The following is a 20,575-nucleotide window of genomic DNA, read 5'->3' as shown; positions in this document are numbered from 1 at the left end:
CAGCTTCGTGGCCAAAGGGTCACTGCTCAGCGCGGCCGCCGCGATCCTGACTTCACTACCTGTCACCGGCTTTGCCGTCGGTGCTTCGAAAACTTCTGCCCTCGGAGGCGCGATGAACGTCGATCTGATTCTCTACAACGGTAACTTTCACACGGTTGACAAGGAAAACCCCACCGCCAGCGCCGTGGCGATCGGCGGTGGCAAATTCGTCGCGGTCGGCACCGATGCTCAGATCATGTCCCTGCGCGGCAGCGCGACCCAAGTCATCGACATGCACAAGCGCACGGTGATTCCGGGGCTTAACGACTCGCACCTGCACCTGATCCGTGGCGGTCTGAACTACAACCTGGAACTGCGCTGGGAAGGCGTGCCTTCACTGGCTGACGCGCTGCGCATGCTTAAAGCCCAGGCCGATCGCACGCCGACGCCGCAGTGGGTGAGGGTGGTGGGTGGCTGGAACGAATTCCAGTTCGCCGAGAAGCGCATGCCGACCCTGGAAGAACTCAACCAGGCCGCTCCCGATACCCCGGTGTTCGTGCTGCACTTGTATGACCGTGCACTGCTCAACCGTGCGGCACTGCGCGTTGCCGGCTACACCCGTGATACGCCGAACCCGCCGGGTGGCGAGATCGTGCGTGACAGCAATGGCGACCCGACCGGCATGCTGGTGGCCAAGCCCAACGCGATGATTCTGTATTCGACCCTGGCCAAGGGACCGAAGCTGCCGCTGGAGTACCAGGTCAACTCGACCCGTCAGTTCATGCGCGAGCTGAACCGTCTGGGCCTGACCAGCGCCATCGACGCTGGCGGCGGTTTCCAGAACTACCCGGACGACTACGAAGTGATCACTCAGCTGGCAGAAGCCAAACAGCTGACCGTGCGCATCGCCTACAACCTGTTCACCCAGAAGCCCAAAGAAGAACTCAACGACTTCAAGCACTGGACCAGCACCGTCAAGCTGCACCAGGGCGACGATTTCCTGCGCCACAACGGCGCGGGGGAGATGCTGACCTTCTCGGCGGCCGACTTCGAAGACTTCCTGGAACCACGTCCGGACCTGCCGCCAGGCATGGAGCAGGACCTTGAACCGGTGGTGCGCCATCTGGTCGAGCATCGCTGGCCGTTCCGCTTGCACGCCACCTACGACGAGTCGATTTCCCGCATGCTGGACGTGTTCGAGAAAGTCAATCGCGAGATCCCGTTCAATGGCATTCCGTGGTTCTTCGACCACTGCGAAACCATCACGCCGAAGAACATCGAGCGGGTGAAGGCGCTGGGCGGCGGTATCGCGATTCAGGACCGCATGGCGTTCCAGGGCGAGTATTTCGTCGAGCGTTACGGCGCCAAGGCCGGCGAGCACACGCCACCGATCAAACGCATGCTGGCCGAGGGCGTGCCCGTCGGCGCCGGCACCGACGCCACCCGCGTTTCCAGCTACAACCCGTGGACCTCGCTGTACTGGATGGTCAGCGGTCGCACCGTGGGCGGTCTGGAACTGTATCCCGAAGGCCTGTCTCGCGAGACCGCGCTGGAGCTGTTCACCCGTGGCAGCGCCTGGTTCTCCTCCGAGCAGGGCAAGAAGGGCCAGATCAAGGTCGGCCAACTGGCGGACGTGGTGGCCCTGTCCCAGGACTTCTTCAGCGTGCCGGAAGAGTCGATCAAGTGGATCGAGTCGGTCTTGACCATCGTCGACGGCAAGGTCGTCTACGGCGCTGGTGAGTTTGACGATCTGGCGCCGCCAAGCGTGCCGGTGCTGCCGGACTGGTCGCCGGTGGCGAAGGTGCCGGGTCACTGGCGTCAGGGTGCGCCGATGGCGGCAGCCGTCCACCAGTGCAGCGGCCCGTGTGGCGTCCATGCCCACAGCCATGACAAGGCGCGGATGTCGAAAGTGCCGGTCAGTGACTTCCAGGGTTTCTGGGGCGCGTTCGGCTGTTCCTGCTTCGCGTTCTGACAGCTGCGGCCCAAAGAGCATGAAACGCCTCGCCGGCCATGGTCGGCGAGGCACGCCGTCAGCCCCGTTGGCTGACACACGCACACACCTGTCACACACTCAATGGAGTCAATCATGACCGTTCCCTACAAGCGTTTGGACATCAACGATGCCGTGGTTCTGCTGGTCGATCACCAGACCGGTCTGATCTCGCTGGTGCAGGACTTCTCGCCGAACGAGTTCAAGAACAACGTGCTGGCCCTGGCCGACTGTGCCAAGTTCTTCAAGCTGCCGACCATCCTGACCACCAGCTTCGAATCCGGCCCGAACGGCCCGCTGGTACCCGAGCTCAAAGAGATGTTCCCGGACGCGCCGTACATCGCGCGCCCTGGTCAGATCAACGCCTGGGACAACGAAGACTTCGTCAAGGCGATCAAGGCCACCGGCCGCAAGCAACTGATCATCGCCGGTGTCGTGACAGACGTCTGCGTGGCGTTCCCGACCCTGTGCGCGCTGGAAGAAGGCTTTGACGTGTTCGTGGTAACCGATGCGTCCGGCACCTTCAACGACGTCGTTCAGAAAGCCGCCTGGGCACGCATGACCGCTGCCGGTGCGCAGTTGATGAACTGGTTCTCGGTCGCTTGCGAGCTGCAGCGCGACTGGCGCAACGACATGGAAGGCCTGGCCAACCTGCTGTCCCAGCGCATCCCGAACTACCGCAACCTGATGAACAGCTACTCGGCGTTCAACAAGTAAGCCGGCCCGACGCCAGGGACGGCGTCACCGTATTGCTTTGCAGCCGTGCGGCTTGTCGGCGGTGACCTGTTCGCAACCGCCATCACCGAGTCCCGTCCCGGTGCTCAAGAAGAAGCCGATCACATCGTCCGTCGTGCCCGGCCTTGGTCTATCATCCAGCGCGCACCGGAGGTCCATGCGGTAGCCAATCGGATCGCCTGTCTCGCCTCTCCATTGTCTTGCCCGACCACCGGTGCCGCCTTGCGCCCGATCGCGGCGTGGCCGACAGCATGGCTGTCTGAACCATTCTCTGGAGAAACATCATGGCTAAAGCCTCTGCAACCGTTCGCATCCCGGTCTCGGCGGACAAAATCTGGCAACTGGCGGGCGGTTTTCTTTCGCTGCCGGACTGGTTGCCGTTCATTGCCAAAAGCGTCCCGGACGAAGGCGGGCGCATTCGCCACCTGACGACTCAGGACGGCGCGCAAATCAGCGAACGCCTGGAGACCTACGACAACCAGGCGCGTACCTACAGCTATTCGATCACCCAGGGGCCGTTCCCGGTGACGGGCTATCTGGCCACACTCAAAGTGAACGCAGATGGCGATGACGCGTCAGTGGTGCAGTGGTCGGGTGTTTTCACTCCGAACGGCATCACCGATACAGAAGCCGAAACGCTGTTTCAGGGTATTTATGACGGTGGCCTCGAGGCATTGAAAGGCAATTTCTGATTAGCGTGCTGATTTTTGTAGAACGGCCGGGCGGCGGTGGCGTGGTTGAATCGCCACCGCCGGCAAGGAGAAGCCGCCCGGCCGCGCTGCTACAGATTTCTGTGTGCCCACCACCGGGCCAGATTAATTGTCACTTAATCCGCAACGCTGAAACTCCGATCCTGAGGTTTATCCGGAATGCCCCGGACGTCAGACTTGCCCCATCGTTTATCGCAGGAGAGGATGATGCTCGTTTCGGCCATCAACACCGTGGAAATACACGCCAGTCAAGGTCGTTCCAATGAGGTGGGCATGCGGGTACCGCGCATGCTCGAGGTGTTGAACAGTACGACCCCGTGTGTCGCCTACACGCTGACCCCCGGAAAAAACGACGATGCCTCATGGATCGTCAGCGGCTACTGGCAGTCAGAGAGCCAGATGCAAGCCCATTTCTCCCACCCTGAACTGACCGGCTTCATGGAACTGCTCCACAGCGGCGCCATCTGCCATTTGCAGTTCAACAGTTTTGTCGTCGATTCGAACACGGTGACCTGATATGTCTCTGAATGAAGATATCCTGCTGAGCATGGACCTGAACCTGCTCCTGACCTTCCTCGTGGTGTTCCGCGAGCGCAGTGTGAGTGAAGCGGCGCGCCACCTGCGGGTGACTCAGCCCGCGGTCAGTGGTTCGCTGGTACGCCTGCGCCAGTGCTTCGACGACCCGCTGTTCCTGCGCCGCAACCGCAAAATGCAGCCGACCCCCAAGGCCGAGGAAATCGCCGAAGCGTTGCTGCCGGCGATGCTGCGGATCGAGTCGGTGATTCGTCATCCCTGATCGGGCACTCGGTCATTGAGCTCTTCCCTGAACGTACACGGCTCGAACGCCCTTCCTCTTTTTCACTCCGATTGCACGAAGTCGCGCCCGGCGTTCGCGGCTTTTTCTGACGGTATGGAACCGTGCGCCACGAGGCGCCACACAGGGTAATCCCGCCTTCAGGACCTACCCGCCATGCCGCCCGTCATTACCGCATCGCTTGGCTTGTCGACCTTAACGCGTCCGCTGCGCATCGGTTCGCTTGGCATTGCTCTGGTGTGTGCCGGTTGCCAGTCGTTTGAACATCCGCCCGCTGTGAGTGCAGAGCGCACGCCCAGGCTCGTGGCGGGCCTCAGGCCTGCGGCCGCTGCGCAGCCCGCTGGCGTGGAAATGCCCTATGACGGCAGCGATATCTGGGGACGATTGGGCCAGGGCTTCAACCTGGTCGATGCCAACGGGGTCAATCAACGGATCGTGCGCCAGCGCGACTGGCTACTGAGCCATCCCGGTTTTCTGCGCAACGCCAGCCAGCGCGCGGGTCCTTACCTGCACTTCATCGCCGAGTCGCTGGATAAGCGCAATCTCCCTTCCGAGCTGGCCCTGTTGCCGATTGTCGAAAGCGCCTACAACCCTAAAGCCAGCTCTGTCCGTGATGCTGCCGGGTTGTGGCAGTTCATGGCCGCCACGGGACGAGATTTCAATTTGCGCCAGACCGCCTGGTACGACGGTCGGCGGGATGTGGTCGCGTCCAGCAAGGCGGCGATGGACTACCTGACGCGGCTGCAAGATCAATTCAACGGTGACTGGTTGCTGGCGATGGCGGCTTATAACGCCGGCGAGGGGACAGTGGCCCACGCGATCGAGGCCAATCAACGCAGCGGGCTGCCGACCGATTACTGGCACCTGAAGCTGCCACGGGAAACCCAGGATTACGTCCCCCGGTTGCTGGCGTTGTCGCAGTTGGTGCGCGAGCCCGACAGGTACGGCGTGCAATTGAGTCCGGTGGCCAATGCGCCTTACTTCACGGCCGTCGAGCTGGCAAGCCCCGTCGACCTCGCTCAACTGGCAGCCTGTGCGGGTATCGATGAAGCCGTCCTGGTGAGCCTCAACCCTGCATTTCTGCGCAAGAAAACCATTGATGGCCCGAATCACCTGCTGGTGCCCCGTGAACAGCTTCGTCAGGTGTCGGCCAGCCTGGCGAACTTGCAGGGCGAATCCATTGACCCACCCACCGAGACGCTGGCCAGCAGCGCAGCGCCGGTTGCACCGTCCGTCGGGTTACGGCCCTGATCGGCTCCCGACCACTCGATCCCGCCACGACGCGATGCCCCAGTTGAGGGCGTAATATTCTCGGAATTCTCTGTAACGTAAGCGGTACAGATCGGCGTGGACGCATGTCCATGAGGGCGCGCATGGCTAGTTGGCATTTGCCAGTCGGGCTGCCGGGCCTGAAGGCGTAACTCAGTTGAACTTATCCCGACGCCTGTAACCCCTCTGATACACAGGCGGTGATTATGACTGCTGACATATCTTGAAACATCGAGTGGATATTCGTCAGGCGAATGCACACTCATTAGCGAGAGAAGGCAGATGCTGGCGCCCGGTCGCGCTTAGTTGGATCCCTTTTTCCTGCAATCGGCAAAATTGCGCAAACCTTTGCGCGTTGTTCCTGTCGGGCCGACCCGGACGACATCGCCGCAAGCCCCGGAAAACACAGGCTTGCGCCAATCGCTGCTGAAAGGATAAAGCCTTGTTCGGAAACCCGAATGTAATTAGTTGGGATTCCGAACGCGCTAATGCCCAGTTTTATTTAAAGATTCGCTGCATGATTAGTGGGTGCGTAAGAGCAGTTGTTAATAACGCGCTGTTAAGGGTATTTAGGGTGGATGAATGAAAGTAAGTTGTGCGGAATATTGAGTGATGATCGCCGGGTGGAGGGCATTGCAAAGCAGAGAAGATAAATAAAGAAAACGGTAATTAAGTGAGATAACAGAGCATCCTTATAAAAGCGTGCGCGTAGAGTGATGGGTTTCTGGCGCTGTCGAAACGCTCTGGAACAGGCGCTCAAACACCGAGCATAACCCCATGATTGTTAACGTATTGTGACCTTGTGTGCGGTGATTGCGGCATCGCTTGCGGCCATTAAGACATTGCCGCAGCACAAGCAAGAGTTAATTTTAAATAATCGTTTGAAAGCCGCGGTGCAAATATTAGTTGCGACGAGAAGTGGGATCATATTGATATCACTGCGGGAACTCTGTGACCCTGTTCTCATCAGGCTCGGGAACTAAAATTAAAGATTGCTGCCTGTGTATTGCGTGGTACTAATAAATCGCTTGCACCCACTTTGAGAGGTATCGATGAAGGAAGAAATCGATGTAAGCGGCTGGGCGTCTTCAGGGGAAAATCCAACGCTGGATATTCATCAGATTGCAGCGAATACCGCGAGTTTGAACATGGATTTGCTGCTGTGCGGGGAGACAGGCACCGGTAAGGATACATTGGCCAAACGCATTCATGAGTTGTCCGGTCGGACAGGTTCATTCGTCGGCATGAATTGCGCCGCCATTCCCGAGTCTTTAGCGGAAAGTCAGCTGTTCGGCGTGGTCAATGGGGCGTACACCGGTGTCAGTCGGTCCCGTCAGGGGTACATCGAGGCCGCAGGGGGCGGAACGTTGTACCTGGACGAAATCGACAGCATGCCGCTGAGCCTTCAGGCCAAACTCCTGCGGATTCTGGAAACCCGAGGCATCGAACGACTGGGTTCGACAGCTTTCATTCCGGTCGACCTTCGGGTCATCGCTTCGGCGCAACGGCCGCTGGATGAACTCGTGGAACAAGGGCTGTTTCGTCGCGACCTGTTTTTTCGCCTCAATGTGCTGACGATCCAGATGCCAGCCTTGCGTGAGCGTCGCGAGCAGATCCTGCCGTTGTTCGACCAGTTCACCCAGAGCGTCGCCCGCGACTTCGACCGCGCCGTTCCTGCGCTGAGCAACGGGCTGGTGCAAGTGCTGCTCAGCCACGCGTGGCCTGGCAATATCCGCGAATTGAAATCCGCCGCCAAGCGCTTTGTGCTGGGGTTTGGGTTGCTCGGCGCCGATCCTGTGCCGGACCGCGATCCTGAGACGGGGCTGAAAACCCAGCTGCGGGTCATCGAGAAAATGCTCATCGAAGACGCGCTCAAGCGCCACAAACACAGCCTCGACGCAGTGGTGCAGGAGCTGGAAATTCCCAGACGCACGCTTTATCACCGCATGAAAGAGCTGGGCCTGACGTGTCTGGGGGCATCCGACGCGCTGTTGTCGTAACGCCTGATGGCCTGTCATCCGGTGCATTGCTTGACGGGCAGATGCACCGGGCTGCCGCGGGCGCGTGAAGTATCAGAGGTCGTGGATGAGCCTGTACGATTATTTTGATGAGCAACTGGAAGACAATCACCAGGTGCCGAACCTGACGGTCGTCGCCCAGAGCATTTCGCAGTTGGGCATCGACCTTTTGCTGTCGGGTGAAACCGGCACCGGCAAGGACACGGTGGCGCAACGGATTCATGGGTTGTCCGGGCGCAAGGGGCGTCTGGTGGCGATGAATTGCGCGGCGATTCCCGAATCGCTGGCCGAAAGCGAGTTGTTCGGTGTGGTCAGCGGCGCCTACACCGGCGCCGACAGGTCGCGGGTGGGCTATATCGAGGCCGCGCAGGGCGGGACGTTGTATCTGGATGAAATCGACAGCATGCCGCTGAGTCTTCAGGCCAAGTTGTTGCGTGTGCTCGAAACCCGCTCGCTGGAGCGGTTGGGTTCGACCACGCCCATTGCGCTGGATGTCTGCGTGATTGCCTCGGCGCAGCATGCGCTGGACGAGTGGGTGGAGCAGGGCCGCTTTCGCCGCGACCTGTATTTCCGGCTCAACGTGCTGACCCTCAAGTTGCCACCGTTACGGGCTCAACGAGAACGGATCCTGCCGCTGTTTCGGCGCTTTGCCCTGGCATCGGCGCGGGAGTCCGGGCGGGTGATGCCGGAGATCAGCGCAGTGTTGCGGCATGTGCTGTTGAATCATGACTGGCCGGGAAACATTCGTGAGCTGAAATCGGCAGCCAAGCGATTCGTGCTCGGATTTCCATTGCTCGGCGGCGAGCAGGCCGAGGAACGGGGGGCGTCTACGGGGTTGAAAACGCAGTTGCGGGTGATTGAGAAGGTATTGATTCAGGCGGCGTTGAAACGGCACAACAACAGCATCGATGCGGTCAGCCAGGAGCTGAATATTCCCCGGCGTACGCTTTATCACCGCATGAAAGAGCTGGATGTCTAAGGGGGTTGGTCGTGGTTCGGCCTTGTCACCAACACCGCCATTGCTGCAGCGGTCAGGGCTGGCGGGCGTTAGCAATTGTGCTTAGGCCGCCAGCAAACCCCTCGGTGCCAGGTCCTGGCGCTTAGCGCTTCTGCAACCACCCCAGAAAGTTGTTTTTCTTGATTGCCACAGGTTTGCGCAGCAGCACGTGCTGGCTGCTTTGCTGACGAATCGCCTGGAGCTTGTTCAGCGCGGTGGTGATGTCGACGCGTTGCTCCATGCACTTGCGCGTAGCGGCTTTGTCGATGCGATAAATGACACAGGAGGTCAGGGCGGTGAAGCGCGCTTCGGACGGGGTGTCGGCAAGGATGCTCTGTTCGCCCATCACTTCTCCCGGGCCCATGCGTCCGGCTTCGACCATGGTGTTGCCGTCCGGAACGTTCGCCGAGACCACGCCCGTCGCAATCACCAACAAACCGTCGGTGACATCCCCCAGCTCGATAATGGTCTGCCCGGCGGCGTATTCGCGGGACACCATGCTCTGGGCCAGTTCGCTCTTTTCTTCGGGCGTGGTGGTGCGGAAGATTTTCACCTCGTCCAGCAGCGCCCTGGGTCGGGAAACGGTCTCGGCGGCGGTTTCCGATTGCCAGGTGATCCCCGCCGCTTCCAGATGCCGGTAGGCCAGATCGAACAGCAGATTGCGCACGTCGCTCTTGTTCGCCAGGTCGCTGATGAATCCGGTCACGGAGTATTCGATGGTCGTCGGGCTGGTGTCCTTGACCACTGCGCGTGGACGGGGTGTCGGCAACAGCGCGCTGCACCCCTGCAGCGTGCGCTCCAGTGCATCCAGTACGCGCCGAGGCCGGATGTGCGGCGACATCATGATGTTGATCGACACCCCATGAATGTTGACCGGTCGGCTCAGGTTGACGATCTTCGCCTTGGCCGCGACCGAATTGGGAATCACCACCATGGTGCCGACCCCGGTCAGCAGGTGCGTGGCCCGCCAGTCAATGTCCATGACCTTGCCTTCCATGCCGTCGATGGAGATCGAATCGTCCACCTGATAAGGCTTGGTGGTGTTGAGAATGATCCCGGAAAACACGTCGCTCAATGTGCTCTGCAGGGCCAGACCGACGATGATCGCCATCGCGCCGGACGTCGCCAGCAAGCCCTTGACCGGTAACTGCAAGACGTAACCGGCGGCGGCAACGATGGCGATCAGAAAGATCACGGCACCGATCACTTCCTGCAGCAGTCGACCGCTGTGTCCGACGCGGCCCGTCAGCAGCAGACCCAGTAGCACGGTCAGGGTCCGCGCGGCGTACATCCACCAGACGATGGCCAGCGCGGTCGCGCCGAATTGCAATGCGCTGTTGTCCGGCCAGGCGGGCGCTTCCAGCGGGCTGATGCCGGCGTTGATGATCACCAGGCTGTAGGCGACGAATCCACCGAGGCGAATGGCGATCCGCGTCAATCGGTTGCGGTCGGCCAGCAGGTGCCAGGCGATGACATCGGCCAATAACAGAAGCAGGCTCCAGGCCAGCGAGTAGTGGGGGACGGCTGTCGACATTGAGGGATATCCGCTAGAAAGACACAGGTCGCTGTGGCACGCGCGGATGTTAGGGACACAGATGTCGGGATGTCTATAACCGATGGTGCGTGATGTGGGCGCCGCCCCTGTGTTGGGCAACACTCATCCGCCGAAATGCTGGAATCAGCACGACTGTACAAGTTCTTCCCATCCCGGTCTGGGTAGATTTCATGCTCGATGAACCGTGATTCCAACGAGGCCCGACCATGAAGCGAAAATCGCTCTGGGCGTTACTGCTGGTCGTACTGATCGGCCTGGCAGTGTGCGCGACCCTGATGTGGCGCCCTGCCATTCCCCTGCTCGACAAACCGCTGATCGCCGATGCAGCGAGTGTCGAACGGGGGGCGAAAGTCGTCGAGCAGGGCGACTGTGCGGTCTGCCACACCCGGCCCGGGGGTGCCTACATGGCTGGGGGGCTGCCACTGGTGACACCTTTCGGCACGCTCTACACCACCAATATCACGCCTGATCGTGAAACCGGAATCGGCGGATGGTCCCAGGAAGCATTCGTGCGAGCCATGCGCAAAGGGGTTGCCCGGGATGGGCATTTCCTCTATCCGGCCTTTCCCTACGTGCATTACAGCCGGATGACTGACACTGACATCGTCGATGCCTATCACTACCTGACGAGCGTCGATCCGGTGCAGGCGCGAGCACCGGACAACCACATGATGTTCCCCATGAACTTCCGTGCGCTGGTGTCGTTCTGGAACCTGCTGTTCCTGCGCAACGATCCGTTGACGGATGTGCCGGGCCAATCGGCGAAATGGAATCGCGGCCGTTATCTGGTCGAAGGGGCGGGACATTGCTCGTCCTGCCATACGCCTCTGAACTTCATTGGCGGCGAGAAGGGTAGCGAGCACCTGGGCGGCGGCCTGGTAGACGGCTGGCATGCGCCGGCACTCACCGGGTTGGCGCAGGCTGCCAATCCGTGGTCGACAGAACAACTGGTCGCATACCTTCGTGCGCAGGTGGCAACAGACCATGGTGGCGCCGCCGGCCCGATGCTGCCGGTCAGCCTGAGTATCGCGCAGCTTCCTGTCGAAGATGCGCAAGCCATCGCCGAATATATCCTGAGCCTCCCCGCGACCACGTCGAAAGCCGGGCCTGCCTGCGCCGCCACGCCCCCTCCAGCTGCCGACAATGCAGAAGGCGCAGCGCTTTTCGCTGGCGCCTGCGCCGGTTGCCACGGCGCGGGAGCGCCGATGCGCACCGTTGACGGGCGCCCTGCGCTGAGCGTCGTTTCGGCCGCGACGTCCGACAGCCCGCGCAACCTGATCAAGACCATTCTCGAAGGCATTCCGATGTCCACCCGCCAGCCGAGTCACTACATGCCGGCCTTTGCCGACGCGCTGGACGACTCGCACATCGCCGCGCTAGCCGGCTATCTGCGCAATCAGGCCTGTGCCGCGCAACCCTGGACCGACCTGGAAAAAACCGTCACCACTCTCCGTCACGAAGGGGCGTCGAAATGATCACCTTGAACGTCAATGGCAAGGATCATCAACTGGACATCGATCCCGACATGCCGCTGCTGTATGCCTTGCGCAATCATCTGCAACTCAACGGCGCCAAATACGGCTGCGGCCTTGGACAATGTGGCGCCTGTACCGTCATGGTCGCCGACAAGCCTGTGTTCTCCTGCCTGTTGCCAGCAGAAGCCGCCGCCGGAAAATCCGTCCGAACGGTTGAGGGACTGGGCACGACGGAGCAACCTGGCGCCTTGCAGCGGGCGTTCATCGATGCACAGGCCGCGCAATGCGGGTATTGCATCGCCGGCATGATCATGCGCGCCCAGGCACTGATCGAAGCGGTGCCCCAGCCCAGCGATGAGCAGATTCGCGAGCACATGGCCCCCAACCTGTGCCGATGCGGCACCCATCTGCGTATTTTTTCAGCGATCAAGGCTGTCATCGGCAGCGGGGTGAAAGCATGAGGCGCCGCGACCAGGATGTGGACCAGGGGCGGCGTGCGTTTCTCGTCAATGGCGCGCTGGTGATTGGCTTTGCCTTGGTGCCTGGCGCCGGTCGTGCCTTTGCCGACACGGAAGTCGATACGCTCGGCACCCAGGTGCTGGCGCCCGATCTGGCCGGCAGTCTGCGCACCAACCCGTTTCTCGATGCCTGGATACGCATCGACGAAAAAGACGGCATCACGGTGTACACCGGCAAGGTGGAGCTGGGAACCGGCGTCAAAACCGCGTTGTTGCAAGTGGCGGCCGAACGGCTGGAAGTCGCGCCGCAGGCGATTCGATTCATCACCGCCGACACCGCGCTCACGCCCAACGAAGGCTACACCGCAGGCAGTCACACCATGTTCGACAGCGGCACCGCGCTGTTCAATGCTGCCGCTCAGGTGAGGCAACTGCTGCTTGAGTCCGCTGCCCGGCAGTGGGCTCAGCCGGTTGAAGGCCTGACCACCCGTGACGCAGTCGTTCATGGCCGCGATGGGCGAAGCATGACCTACGCGCAGGCGGTGGCGGGGGTTCAGCTACACCGCTACGCGAGCAAGGATTCACCGCTCAAACCCGCCGAACGCTTCACCCTGATCGGCCATTCACTGCCAAGGCTGGACATCCCCGCCAAAGTCACTGGCGGCGCCAGCTACGTGCAAGACATGCGTCTGCCGGGGATGCTGCATGCGCGAGTCATTCGCCCACCCAGACGCGGGAGTCGGTTGCTGGACATAGACCAGCCCGCCATCGAACGCATGAGCGGCGTCATCAAGCTGGTTCGCGATGGCAGCTATCTGGCCGTGATCGCAAAGGATGAATGGCAGGCGATCAAAGCGATGCGCAAGGGTTACGAGCTGGCGCGCTGGACAGAGGGCGACCCATTGCCCGAGTCGCAGAACATTCATCGGTTGCTCACCGAGTTGCCTGCTCGGCGCTATCCCATCACCCATAAGGGCACACCGGATGCGCCTGCTGCGCGGCGCTGGAAATCCACTGTGACCAAGCAGTACCTGATGCACGGCTCCATCGGACCGTCGTGTTCGGTGGCCTGGTTCAAGGACGGGTTGTTGACGGTCTGGACCCACACCCAGGGCGTTTATCCTTTGCGGGCCGGGATTGCGGAAATGCTCAGGCTGACGCCAGAGCAGGTGCGCTGCATTCATGTGGAGGGCTCGGGTTGCTACGGCCATAACGGCGCCGATGACGCGGCCGCCGACGCCGCGTTGATCGCCATGGCAGTGCCCGGCCAGCCAGTGCGCCTGCAATGGATGCGCGAGCAAGAGAATATTTGGGAACCCTACAGTTCGGCCATGCGTGTCGAACTGGATGCCGGGCTGGACGACAGCGGGCGTCTGCAGCACTGGAACACTGAGCTGTGGACCACGCCGCACAACGAGCGCATCGTCAACGCCGGGCGTCTGATGCCTTCCTGGTTGCTGGCCAGGCCGTTCATTCCGGCGCCATCCGTGCCCATCGCTCAGCCTGAAGGTGACGGTGATCGAAATGTCGTTCCGCTGTATGACGTTGACAGCAGCCGGATTAACATGACCTTCGTGACGCAAATGCCGTTTCGGACTTCGGCGATGCGTTCGCTGGGGGCGCACATCAATGTCTTCGGTATCGAAAGCGCGATGGATGAGTTGGCGATCCAGACCAATGTCGATCCGGTGCAGTTCCGGCTGCAGCATCTGAGCGATCCCCGGGCGCGTGCGGTGATCGAGCAGGCGGCCAAGGCGTTCGGCTGGCCGCACGCGGCTGCGGGACCGGGCAGCGGCATCGGATTCGCTTTTGCCCGGTACAAGAACATCATGGGTTATTGCGCGATAGCGGTGCAGGTTCATGTGCAGCGTCAGACCGGGGAGGTGGTCATTGATCGGGTGGTCACGGCGGTGGACGTAGGCCAGGTGGTGTCGCCAGACGGGCTGCGCAATCAGGTGGAGGGCGGGATCGTTCAGTCGGCGAGCTGGACGCTCTATGAACAGGTGGAATATGGGCCTGAAGGCGTGCGCAGTTATGACTGGAGCGGCTATCCGATCATCCGGTTTCCAGCGTTGCCTCGGCAAGTGGAAGTGCATTTGATTGATCAGCCGGGTGAGGCGTTTCTCGGCGCGGCGGAAATCGTACAGGGCCCGATGGCGGCGGCCTTGGGCAATGCGATGAGTCAGGCGATGGGCAGACGATTGGTGTCCCTGCCTTTGGCCAGGAAGGGCTGGCAGCAAAGCGCAGGCGTTTGACCCGATGGCTCAGGGCAGGCTGGCGAGCATGGACTGATGCGTTCGCCAACCAGCCCGCTCCTGCAGGGGGATGATAAACGCATGAACCTGTGGCCGGCTTGCTGGCGAAGGCAATCGACCAGACGCTGCGTCAGGTGAGTCGCCCCCGACTAGACTGACCTCTCCACTCCCGACTCCGGAGAACCGAAATGGTCAGCAAGAACACAATCTGCCTCTGGTACGAAGGCACCGCTGAGGACGCTGCGAGCTTTTATGCCAGGACTTTCCCGGACAGTGCGGTGACCGCTGTGCACCTGGCCCCTGACGATTATCCCTCGGGCAAGGCGGGCGATGTGATCACGGTGGAGTTCACCGTCATGGGCATCCCCTGTATCGGCCTGAACGGCGGCCCGGTGTTCAAACACAACGAGTCGTTCTCCTTCCAGGTCGCCACCGACGATCAGGTCGAAACCGACCAGCTGTGGGACGCGATCATCGGCAACGGTGGTGAAGCCAGTGTCTGCGGTTGGTGCAAGGACAAGTGGGGTGTTTCATGGCAGATCACCCCGCGAGTGCTTACGGCGGCGATCGCCAACCCGGATCGAGCCGCAGCCAGGCGCGCCTTCAATGCCATGATGGGCATGACCAAAATCGACATCGCACAGATCGAGGCGGCAGTGAGGGGTTAGGCACGCTTCCTGTCACGCGCCATCACTTTGCGATAATCTCGGCGCGTACGCTCCGGGAAGGGCTGTGCGCGGCTCGTTCCTTTACCTTCTGGAAGGATCTGGAACGGAATTCACTAAATGCCGTCGCTCAAAGCGCTGAAGTCATTGGCTCCATCCCGGTTTTTTGAATTTGATTGGCAGAGGCGCGCGTGAAAGTGTTCAGCAGTTTGGTCGTTGAAACAACAGGGCGAGGCGCGCGTTGAGCGAAAGACGAGAGTTCAGCGGTGGGATGAAGGGCAAGAATCTCCGCTACCTGGAAGAGAACAGAAAAATACCCTGCTCACACACGCGGACAGGCTTTCTGTTACTGGAAAACTTCTCCTTGCCAGCCTTCACCCAGGCGCTGGACACGATTGTTACGGCGAATCTATTGCGGCCAAAGCTGTTCACCTCCAAGACCTTCGGCTTGCAGGACGGGGAGGTCATCAGCGATCTGGGGCTGGTGATTCGGCCCGACGCGCGCCTTGAGGTGCCTTCTCTCAAAGACCTTGATCTGCTGGTGATCTGCGGCGGGTATCGGACTGAACTCAAGGCCGACGAGGATTTGATCAATCTGCTGGTCACCGCCTCCGAGCTGGGGATCACGCTGGCCGGATTGTGGAACGGCGCATGGTTCCTCGGCGCCGCCGGACTGCTCGAAGGCTACCGTTGCGCAATCCATCCCGAACACCGCCCGGCGCTGGCCGAGATCTGCAAAGTCACTCACGTCACCAGCGAGCCGTTCGTGGTGGACCGCGACCGGCTCACGGCGTCCAGTCCTTCCGGTGCGTTTCATATGGCGCTGGAATGGATCAAGGAGCTGCACGACAAGGCGTTGGTGGAAGGCATCGAAGACATTCTGTCGTTCGAGGAATCGCGCTATCGCCGGATCAAGCCCAGCCGCCACATCAGCGTCAGCGCGCCACTCAAGGAAGTCGTCAAACTGATGGACGCCAACCTTGAAGAACCGCTGGAGATGGAGCAATTGGCGGTCTACGCCGGGCGTTCACGTCGGCAAATCGAACGCCTGTTCAAGGAACAGCTCGGCACCACGCCCCAGCGGTATTACCTGGAGCTGCGCATCACCGAAGCCCGGCGATTGTTGCAGCACACCGAGCTGTCTCAGGTCGAAGTGCTGGTCGCTTGCGGTTTCGTTTCTCCCAGCCACTTCAGCAAGTGCTACAGCTCGTACTTCGGCTACCGGCCTTCGAAGGAAAAGCGGTTGGTGAAGTAGGGATTCACCGCGTCAGTCCAGACGCTGCAATGCGCCAGACCCACCGGCATCGCGAGCAAGCTCACTCCTACAGGTCCCGCGTTGGTCACGAAGCGTCGGCGTCCTATTGTTTTGCATGTACCAGAGACCTTCCGGCCACCGCGATCCCCTGCAGGAGCAATCGGAGGTAACGACGGTCGCGAAGCGGAGGGTCAGTCAACACTTGCGCCATTGGTTCGCAACGCTCTTGTAGCAGTCCGGCTTGCCGGCGGTGGCGCCCGCGTGTTCGCCACCGCCGGCAAGCCGTGCTGCTACACAGGCTGCATCCCCGCTGCATCACGAGGTGTAGATGACCGCACCGCCGCGCTGTGGCTACCTTAGCCGCGAGTGCGCGACACGATGCTCAGAAAACGCGCTGGCTGGGTCACGCCATAGTAAGCATGAGGCATGGAAGCATCGAAGTAGACGCTGTCGCCTTTGCTCATCTGCAGCGGCGCGTAGTCCTGCATGAAAAACACGATGCTTCCCTCCAGCACCAACAGAAACTCTTCCCCTTCATGGCCTTCCAGCTTGCGCAGGCCGGTATCAGGGATCGCCTCGACGATGGTGGGCTCCATGCTCTTGGTTGCCAGGTCTGCGCCCAGCCATTCATAGACGCCACGGGCAGTGTTGTGCATGACGCCGCTGCCTGCGCGGTTGACCACCCGACAGCCTTTGGCGAAACGCTGCTCTTCAGTGCCGAGCATGTCCGCCCAGCGGATCTCCAGCGCCTCGCAGAGGCGGGCGAGCACCGCGTAGGTCGGAGAGATCAGGCCGTTCTCGATCCGGGAGATGGTCGAAATCGATACGTTCGACTTCTCCGCCAGCTTGGTCAGCGACCACTTCAGCCGTTTGCGCTGCATGGCGATCATCGGGCCAGGCTCGTGCATCGGCTCAGGCGGTTCTTCCGTGCTCTCAAGCGGTGCCTCGGCGCGTGGCAGGGCTCGCTTGGGGGTCGTCGCTTTGGCGGGAGGTTTGTCGCTCATGGGGAAGTGTCCGGATTCAACGGGCTGCAGGGCATCTGCGGGTCAGGCAGGGATTTTGCATTTTCTCGCAAAAGTTCTCAACAAAGAAAAATATTTGCATTTATGCAAAATCACTTATAGATTCGATTTCGCCAACACAAAAACAGATCAGCTCCACAGCGTCACCATTCAGTCTGCCCAACCTGTTGTTCGAAGTTTGCCGCCGTCACGGACGGGGCAAGCCAGTCCATCAATTTTCCGCGGTAGGTGACTCATGACTACAGATTCAAAACGCTTCCAGCGTGGTCTTTCCCGTCGTGCCTTGCTCAAGGCTTCCGGCTACGGCGCTGTTGCATGCATGGCCGGTGGAATGTTGGGGCGCATGCCGTCGGCGTTTGCTGCAGGTGCCCCGATCAAGACCATCCGCCCCGGTTACCTCACCGCCGCCTGCATGGGCGACATGCCATTGGGTGCCGTGCGCGACGGGCAACCGGTGGGGACTGACCTGGAGATGCTCAAGCTGATCGCCGACCGTCTCGAACTGAAGCTGGATATCCTGCCGATGGGTTTCCCGGCCGTGATCGAGGCGGTACGTTCCGGCCGCGCGGACTGGTTCGGCGGCAACTTCGCCTGGAACCCGATGCGTTCCAAGATCCTGCTGCTGACAGACCCTGTGTTCTACACCGGTGCGTACATCATCATGCGCGACAGCGAGCCCTTCGGCACCAGCATCACCGCCGATGACCTGAAAGGCCGCACGCTGGGCAGCAACACCGGCTATTCCGTGGTGCCGGACATGAAGAAAATCCCCGGCGTCAAAGAGGTGAAGCTCTACGACAACTCCGACGCATGCATTCGTGACGTGGTGGCCGGACGACTGGATTTCGCGGTCCTGGATGCGCCGACCATCGACTACATGATCCTGCAAAACCCGAACATGAAGCTCAAACAGATCCCTATCGGATTCGACGAACGCTACCCGAACCTGACCGGCAAGTTCCAGGCGATCTGGGGCGTCTACCCACAGAATCAGGACCTGTTCGATGCCATCAATCAGGGCGTTCGCTGGCTCAAGTCCACCGGGCAGATTGCGCCCATCCTCGCCAAGTACGGCATCAAGAACCCTGACTACCTCGTGCCGATGCCCGTTGATCCGCGCCTGGGCGTCGACCGTGACGCGCAGGGCGATGTGCTGGGCCCGTTCAAACACCCGGCGCGGGATTTCAGCCAGTCATTCGCCTGATCGTTCGGGCCTGACGGTCGCTTTCTGATTTTCGCAAAAGGGTTTTCCTATGTCGTACACACCACCTACCGCGTCGGCGGGGCAGCCGCTCGTGCGCATCGAGGCCCTGCACAAGTCGTTCGGCGGGATCGAGGTGCTCAAGGGCATCGATCTGAGCGTCATGCCGGGGCAAAAAGTCTCGCTGATCGGCCCCAGCGGTTCCGGCAAGACGACCTTGCTGCGCTGCATCAACTATCTGGAGGAGCCCACGGCGGGAGACATCTATGTCGATAACCAATTAATGGGCCAGCGCCAGGTTGGAGGCCGCAGGGTTCCTTTGCGTGATGCGGAACTGGCGCGGATGCGCGGCAGCATCGGCATGGTGTTCCAGCGATTCAATCTGTTCGCTCACCTCACCGTGTTGCAGAACATTATGTTGGGGCCGCTCAAAGTCCAGGGCCGTCAGGCGGCCGGGGTGGCCGAACAGGCGCGGGCGCTGCTGGCCAAGGTGGGTCTGCATGGCAAGGAGCAGGCGTATCCGGATCAGCTTTCCGGCGGGCAGCAACAGCGCGTGGCTATCGCCCGTGCGCTGGCGATGAAACCCAAATTGATGCTGTTCGATGAGGCCACTTCCGCGCTCGACCCGGAACTGGTGGGGGAGGTGCTCGGGGTCATGCATCAGTTGGCCGAGGAGGGCATGACGATGATCATCGTCACCCACGAAATGCGCTTTGCCGAGCAGGTTTCCGATCAGGTGGTGTTCATGGCAGACGGTCGCATCGTCGAGCAGGGATCCCCGTCGCAAGTGTTTCGCGACAGCCAGGTGGAGCGCACCCGTGCGTTTCTGCGCGCTGTTCAGGAGCGCTGATCAATGGCGTTCATCAGTGAACTGGAACATGCCGCTCAGCTGTTTCCGTATTTTCTCAAGGTGTTGGGGTTCGGTGCGCTCAGTACCGTCGGCCTGACCGTCGCCTCGTTCGTGGTGGCGGTCGCGCTGGGATTCGTGCTCGCCTTGATGCGCCTTTCGCGACGCTTCTGGTTGCGCTCTCTGGCCAGCCTGTACCTGGAGTTGTTCAGAAACGTACCGATCCTGACGCAGCTGTTCATCCTGTATTTCGGGTTGACGCATCTGGGGTTGACGCTACCGGCCACGGTGGCCGCGATCATCGGATTCGGCCTCAATGGCGCGGCGATTCTCTGTGAAGTGTTTCGCTCGGCCATCAACAACGTGGATCGCGGACAGGGTGAGGCGGCGTCTGCCATCGGCATGACCCGGCGCATGGCGCTGCGCATCATCGTCCTGCCTCAGGCGATCAAGGTGGCGTTGCCGGGCATGGCCAACTTCGCCATCGGCTTGCTCAAGGACACCTCGCTGGCGTCCGCTGCGGCGGTGCCGGAGCTTGCCTTCAAGGCGCGAATGCTGGTCAGCGAAACCTATCAGACCAACCAGATCTACCTGATGGTCGCAGTCATCTACCTGGTCTTGAGTCTGGTGCTGGCGCGGCTGGGACATCGCGCCGAATCACGACTGCGCAGAGGGCATTGAGATGACCTATTACGAACTCTGGCAAGCCTGCCGCGAAGAGCTGCTCGCGGCCGCAGGTTCGACCCTGCAACTGGCCTTCGGTGCGCTGGCCATCGGATTGGTGGTGGGGCTGGTGGTGGCGTTGCTGCGCATGAGCCGCGCGCAGCGTGTGCGGCGTCTGGCAACCGCTTACGTCGAGTTGTTCCGTGGCACGCCAGCGCTGGTTCAACTGTTCATTCTGTACTTCGGCCTGACCGCCGTGGGCATCGAGTTCAGCTCGTTTCAGGCAGCGATGATCGGCTTGGGCCTGAACGCTTCGGCGTACCTGAGCGAGGTGTATCGCGCCGGGATCGAAGCGGTGCCCAAGGGCCAATACGAAGCCGCGCAGACCATCGGCATGACGCGCTACAAAACCATGCGCTGGGTGGTGCTGCCGCAAGCGATGCGAGTGGTGCTGGCCCCGATCGGCAACGTCGCGATCTCGCTGCTCAAGGACACCTCCGTCGCTTCGCTGATCGCCACGCCGGACCTGATGCTGCGCGCACAGGACCTGAGCTCCGTGTACTTCATGCCGCTGGAAACCTATCTGATCGTGGGCGCCATGTACTTCGTACTGTGCTTCCCGCTGTCCCTCGCTGTTCGAATGCTGGAGCGCAAGACCTCCAGATGA

18 protein-coding genes and 2 pseudogenes are annotated in these 20,575 nt (G+C 61.0%); 18 read left to right on the top strand and 2 right to left on the bottom strand.

The window, feature by feature from the left end:
- Window positions 1-112 precede the first annotated feature (112 nt).
- From D3M70_RS15075 to D3M70_RS15040, 9 genes and pseudogenes are all read left to right on the top strand, one after another.
- Window positions 113-1,951 carry an amidohydrolase gene (locus tag D3M70_RS15075; protein ID WP_120126826.1) on the top strand — a complete coding sequence of 613 codons (1,839 nt, stop codon included), beginning with the start codon at window positions 113-115 and terminating at the stop codon, window positions 1,949-1,951.
- A 114-nt stretch (window positions 1,952-2,065) separates the two neighbouring features.
- Window positions 2,066-2,686: an isochorismate family cysteine hydrolase YcaC gene (gene ycaC, locus D3M70_RS15070; RefSeq protein ID WP_081564464.1), complete on the top strand. Its 621-nt coding sequence runs from the start codon at window positions 2,066-2,068 to the stop codon at window positions 2,684-2,686.
- A gap of 78 nt (window positions 2,687-2,764) precedes the next feature.
- Window positions 2,765-2,967 (top strand): annotated as a pseudogene (locus D3M70_RS33230) (oxidoreductase); the annotation flags it as partial.
- A gap of 21 nt (window positions 2,968-2,988) precedes the next feature.
- Entirely contained in the window at window positions 2,989-3,396 is a 408-nt protein-coding gene (locus D3M70_RS15065) for an SRPBCC family protein (protein ID WP_120126531.1), read from the top strand.
- Between the two features lie 225 nt (window positions 3,397-3,621).
- Window positions 3,622-3,930 carry an antibiotic biosynthesis monooxygenase gene (locus D3M70_RS15060; RefSeq protein WP_120126530.1) on the top strand — a complete coding sequence of 103 codons (309 nt, stop codon included), beginning with the start codon at window positions 3,622-3,624 and terminating at the stop codon, window positions 3,928-3,930.
- A gap of 1 nt (window position 3,931) precedes the next feature.
- Window positions 3,932-4,210 carry a LysR family transcriptional regulator gene (locus D3M70_RS15055; RefSeq protein WP_120126529.1) on the top strand — a complete coding sequence of 93 codons (279 nt, stop codon included), beginning with the start codon at window positions 3,932-3,934 and terminating at the stop codon, window positions 4,208-4,210.
- Window positions 4,211-4,384: 174 nt separating this feature from the next.
- Window positions 4,385-5,431, top strand: a pseudogene (locus D3M70_RS15050) (transglycosylase SLT domain-containing protein); the annotation flags it as partial.
- 1,118 nt (window positions 5,432-6,549) lie between these two features.
- Window positions 6,550-7,497: a sigma 54-interacting transcriptional regulator gene (locus D3M70_RS15045; RefSeq protein WP_120126527.1), complete on the top strand. Its 948-nt coding sequence runs from the start codon at window positions 6,550-6,552 to the stop codon at window positions 7,495-7,497.
- Between the two features lie 85 nt (window positions 7,498-7,582).
- Window positions 7,583-8,494, top strand: a complete 912-nt coding sequence (locus tag D3M70_RS15040; protein ID WP_120126526.1) for a sigma 54-interacting transcriptional regulator — start codon at window positions 7,583-7,585, stop codon at window positions 8,492-8,494.
- 121 nt (window positions 8,495-8,615) lie between these two features.
- Here D3M70_RS15040 and D3M70_RS15035 read toward each other — a convergent pair whose 3' ends face one another.
- Window positions 8,616-10,046, bottom strand: coding sequence for a mechanosensitive ion channel family protein (locus D3M70_RS15035; RefSeq protein WP_120126525.1), 1,431 nt, complete (start codon window positions 10,044-10,046; stop codon window positions 8,616-8,618).
- Between the two features lie 227 nt (window positions 10,047-10,273).
- Between D3M70_RS15035 and D3M70_RS15030 the strand changes: the two genes are divergently transcribed.
- The 5 genes from D3M70_RS15030 to D3M70_RS15010 all read left to right on the top strand — a co-directional run bounded on the left by D3M70_RS15030 (window position 10,274) and on the right by D3M70_RS15010 (window position 16,175).
- Entirely contained in the window at window positions 10,274-11,542 is a 1,269-nt protein-coding gene (locus tag D3M70_RS15030; RefSeq protein WP_120126524.1) for a cytochrome c, read from the top strand.
- Window positions 11,539-12,003 carry a (2Fe-2S)-binding protein gene (locus D3M70_RS15025; RefSeq protein WP_120126523.1) on the top strand — a complete coding sequence of 155 codons (465 nt, stop codon included), beginning with the start codon at window positions 11,539-11,541 and terminating at the stop codon, window positions 12,001-12,003. The genes D3M70_RS15030 and D3M70_RS15025 overlap by 4 nt, the downstream gene beginning before the upstream one ends.
- On the top strand, window positions 12,000-14,255 hold the full coding sequence (locus D3M70_RS15020) for a molybdopterin cofactor-binding domain-containing protein (protein WP_120126522.1): 2,256 nt from the start codon (window positions 12,000-12,002) through the stop codon (window positions 14,253-14,255). Before D3M70_RS15025 ends, D3M70_RS15020 begins: the two co-directional genes overlap by 4 nt.
- A 188-nt stretch (window positions 14,256-14,443) precedes the next feature.
- Complete coding sequence (locus D3M70_RS15015; protein ID WP_120126521.1) at window positions 14,444-14,923, top strand: VOC family protein; 480 nt, start codon at window positions 14,444-14,446, stop codon at window positions 14,921-14,923.
- Between the two features lie 238 nt (window positions 14,924-15,161).
- Window positions 15,162-16,175, top strand: a complete 1,014-nt coding sequence (locus tag D3M70_RS15010) for a GlxA family transcriptional regulator (protein ID WP_256659857.1) — start codon at window positions 15,162-15,164, stop codon at window positions 16,173-16,175.
- A 356-nt stretch (window positions 16,176-16,531) separates the two neighbouring features.
- Here the strand turns inward: D3M70_RS15010 and D3M70_RS15005 are convergent, their stop codons facing one another.
- Window positions 16,532-17,179 carry a helix-turn-helix domain-containing protein gene (locus tag D3M70_RS15005; protein ID WP_120126519.1) on the bottom strand — a complete coding sequence of 216 codons (648 nt, stop codon included), beginning with the start codon at window positions 17,177-17,179 and terminating at the stop codon, window positions 16,532-16,534.
- Between the two features lie 253 nt (window positions 17,180-17,432).
- Here D3M70_RS15005 and D3M70_RS15000 point away from each other — a divergent pair, with 253 nt between their 5' ends.
- From D3M70_RS15000 to D3M70_RS14985, 4 genes are read left to right on the top strand one after another with little or no spacing between them, the layout of a single operon-like run.
- The gene (locus D3M70_RS15000; protein ID WP_120126518.1) at window positions 17,433-18,401 is read left to right on the top strand and encodes a transporter substrate-binding domain-containing protein; all 969 of its coding nucleotides are present in this window, start codon (window positions 17,433-17,435) and stop codon (window positions 18,399-18,401) included.
- A 49-nt stretch (window positions 18,402-18,450) separates the two neighbouring features.
- Window positions 18,451-19,248, top strand: coding sequence for an amino acid ABC transporter ATP-binding protein (locus tag D3M70_RS14995; protein WP_120126517.1), 798 nt, complete (start codon window positions 18,451-18,453; stop codon window positions 19,246-19,248).
- A 3-nt stretch (window positions 19,249-19,251) separates the two neighbouring features.
- Window positions 19,252-19,926, top strand: coding sequence for an amino acid ABC transporter permease (locus D3M70_RS14990; protein WP_120126516.1), 675 nt, complete (start codon window positions 19,252-19,254; stop codon window positions 19,924-19,926).
- A gap of 1 nt (window position 19,927) precedes the next feature.
- On the top strand, window positions 19,928-20,575 hold the full coding sequence (locus tag D3M70_RS14985; protein ID WP_120126515.1) for an amino acid ABC transporter permease: 648 nt from the start codon (window positions 19,928-19,930) through the stop codon (window positions 20,573-20,575).

The organism is Pseudomonas sp. LS-2, assembly GCF_003605735.1.
Lineage (GTDB): Bacteria > Pseudomonadota > Gammaproteobacteria > Pseudomonadales > Pseudomonadaceae > Aquipseudomonas.
The sequence above is the reverse complement of the archived record's forward strand: the minus strand, read 5'-3'. Positions and strand labels throughout refer to the sequence as shown.

Coding starts and splice junctions, on each gene's coding strand:
- D3M70_RS15030 (WP_120126524.1), top strand. CDS start 10,274: ATGAAGCGAAAATCGCTCTGGGCGTTACTGCTGGTCGTACTGATCGGC.
- D3M70_RS15015 (WP_120126521.1), top strand. CDS start 14,444: ATGGTCAGCAAGAACACAATCTGCCTCTGGTACGAAGGCACCGCTGAG.
- ycaC (WP_081564464.1), top strand. CDS start 2,066: ATGACCGTTCCCTACAAGCGTTTGGACATCAACGATGCCGTGGTTCTG.
- D3M70_RS14985 (WP_120126515.1), top strand. CDS start 19,928: ATGACCTATTACGAACTCTGGCAAGCCTGCCGCGAAGAGCTGCTCGCG.
- D3M70_RS15060 (WP_120126530.1), top strand. CDS start 3,622: ATGCTCGTTTCGGCCATCAACACCGTGGAAATACACGCCAGTCAAGGT.
- D3M70_RS15020 (WP_120126522.1), top strand. CDS start 12,000: ATGAGGCGCCGCGACCAGGATGTGGACCAGGGGCGGCGTGCGTTTCTC.
- D3M70_RS15065 (WP_120126531.1), top strand. CDS start 2,989: ATGGCTAAAGCCTCTGCAACCGTTCGCATCCCGGTCTCGGCGGACAAA.
- D3M70_RS15055 (WP_120126529.1), top strand. CDS start 3,932: ATGTCTCTGAATGAAGATATCCTGCTGAGCATGGACCTGAACCTGCTC.
- D3M70_RS15075 (WP_120126826.1), top strand. CDS start 113: ATGAACGTCGATCTGATTCTCTACAACGGTAACTTTCACACGGTTGAC.
- D3M70_RS15025 (WP_120126523.1), top strand. CDS start 11,539: ATGATCACCTTGAACGTCAATGGCAAGGATCATCAACTGGACATCGAT.
- D3M70_RS15000 (WP_120126518.1), top strand. CDS start 17,433: ATGACTACAGATTCAAAACGCTTCCAGCGTGGTCTTTCCCGTCGTGCC.
- D3M70_RS14995 (WP_120126517.1), top strand. CDS start 18,451: ATGTCGTACACACCACCTACCGCGTCGGCGGGGCAGCCGCTCGTGCGC.
- D3M70_RS15005 (WP_120126519.1), bottom strand. CDS start 17,179: ATGAGCGACAAACCTCCCGCCAAAGCGACGACCCCCAAGCGAGCCCTG.
- D3M70_RS15045 (WP_120126527.1), top strand. CDS start 6,550: ATGAAGGAAGAAATCGATGTAAGCGGCTGGGCGTCTTCAGGGGAAAAT.
- D3M70_RS15040 (WP_120126526.1), top strand. CDS start 7,583: ATGAGCCTGTACGATTATTTTGATGAGCAACTGGAAGACAATCACCAG.
- D3M70_RS14990 (WP_120126516.1), top strand. CDS start 19,252: ATGGCGTTCATCAGTGAACTGGAACATGCCGCTCAGCTGTTTCCGTAT.
- D3M70_RS15035 (WP_120126525.1), bottom strand. CDS start 10,046: ATGTCGACAGCCGTCCCCCACTACTCGCTGGCCTGGAGCCTGCTTCTG.